Source organism: Kitasatospora cystarginea, from assembly GCF_039533515.1.
Lineage (GTDB): Bacteria > Actinomycetota > Actinomycetes > Streptomycetales > Streptomycetaceae > Kitasatospora > Kitasatospora cystarginea.
This window is the reverse complement of sequence record NZ_BAAATR010000149.1, coordinates 1-1,721: the sequence shown is the minus strand read 5'-3', so window position 1 is coordinate 1,721 and position 1,721 is coordinate 1. Positions and strand designations below refer to the sequence as shown.

Below are 1,721 nucleotides of genomic sequence, written 5' to 3'. Positions count from 1 at the left end.
CCTAGCCCCGTACTTCGCAGGTCACCGTTTCAGGTCTGTGGCCAGCGGGTTCGGGTGACTTCGATGCCGAGGAGTTCGAGGAGGTGGAGTTGGACGCCGCGGGTGATCTGGACGGTGGGTGGGTCGGTCACGTTGCCGATCCGGAGCGTGAGTTCGCCGAGGTGGTAGAGGATCATGCGGCCGGTGGGGCGGACCCGGCGGTTGTCCGGGTAGAGCCCGGCCATGGTCTGCTCCGGCCCCAGAGCCTGTCTGACCTGGCGTTCGATCAGACAGAAGACGAGCAGGGCCAGGCAGATCACCTGGATCAGGGCGGCCACCCGGTGATTGTGCTGCACGAACACCGGGGTGACCGCGAGGGGTCCCTTGAAGTCCGCGTAACGGCGCTCCACCGTGCCCTGGCCCTTGTACTGGATCAGGACCTCGGCGGGGGTGGCCTGCTCGGTGGTCAGGGGTGTGATCAGCGCGTACCAGCCGTCGACGGCGGCCTCGGCATCGAGCACCTCCTGATCGAAGCACCAGGTCAGCGTCGGGACGCCGTCCTCGTCCTGCTCGACGTGCCAGCGCAGGCAGGAGACGACGCGGCGTTTCGCGGCGATCACCCCGACCCGGGCGGCGACCTTCTCGGCGGTCTTGTAGTGCCTGCCGCCCGCCGCGCGGGCGAGTGTGCCCAGGTCCTCGGCCGCCTTGGTCAGGCGCTTGCCGCGGGCGGCTCGCTGACCAGCCGCATTCCCGGTGGAGTGGACCAGGATCCGCCGCACTGTGAGGACCGGGTCGCGCCTGCGGGGTCCGGCCAGGGTGTGGACGTCCTCCAGCACCCGGTAGACCTCCCGATCGGCGGGGTCCTTGCGGGCGTCCCGTTCGGGCACCCAGTCCACGAAAGCCGCCTGCTCCAGGTCGAGGGCGGCGTAGACCTCGTCCTTGACCTGCGCGGCCGGGACCGGGGCGATGAACGGCACCCCGGCGGACAGCAGCGCCGCGACGTTCGGATACGACACCAGCTTGGAGTCGGCGACCAGCAGGAACTCCTGCTCGCCGGCCAGCTTCCGCAGATCCTTCATCGCCCCGACGACCTGGCTCACCTCGGCCGCACCGCCGCCGAAGACCCGGGCGTGGACGGGGATCCCGCCGTCGGCGGACACCGCGAGCCCGGCCTGGACCTGCTTCAGGTCCACCCGCCGGTCCTTGGGGTGTCCGTACCCGATGACCGGGAACGCGTCGTCCTGGTCCTCCTCGGGGTAGGCGCCGTAGACGGACATGCTGGTCATGTCCCAGTGGCACCTGCTGACGTCGATGCCGAACTCGGCGATAGCCCGCGCGCCAATCGTGCCCGCAACCTGCTCCAGCCTCGGAGCGATCGCGTCCAGCGCCCGGGCCAGGCGGTCGTCGTTGAGCAGGCCCGGCTCGATGCCGAAGACCTCCTCCACCGCCCAGCTCCGCGCCCAGTCCCCGACCCGTACCAACGGCGCGGGCGAGGTGAGCCGGTTCGCCACCAGCGCCTCGATCACCTGGCCATGGCTCAGGTGGGCGCTCGCGCCGCCCGGGCACAGCTCATCGACGATCCCGGCCACGTCCAGCCGGCGCAGAAACTCGGCAGCGACAGGCAGAGCGCCCAGACGCTTCTCCACCACAGCCGTCACCACGCACTCCAGGCGCTGACGCTCAGACCGTGGCCGCGGGGACCGGGAAGTCATCGACACACCCAATCCAACGCCACCGGGGCG

Annotated in this window: 1 protein-coding gene; it reads right to left on the bottom strand. The window is 70.5% G+C overall.

Translation table 11 applies throughout. The features are described 5' to 3' along the window. Window positions 1-29 precede the first annotated feature (29 nt). The gene (locus tag ABD369_RS40475) at window positions 30-1,637 is read right to left on the bottom strand and encodes an IS1634 family transposase (RefSeq protein WP_344641642.1); all 1,608 of its coding nucleotides are present in this window, start codon (window positions 1,635-1,637) and stop codon (window positions 30-32) included. Window positions 1,638-1,721 lie beyond the last annotated feature (84 nt).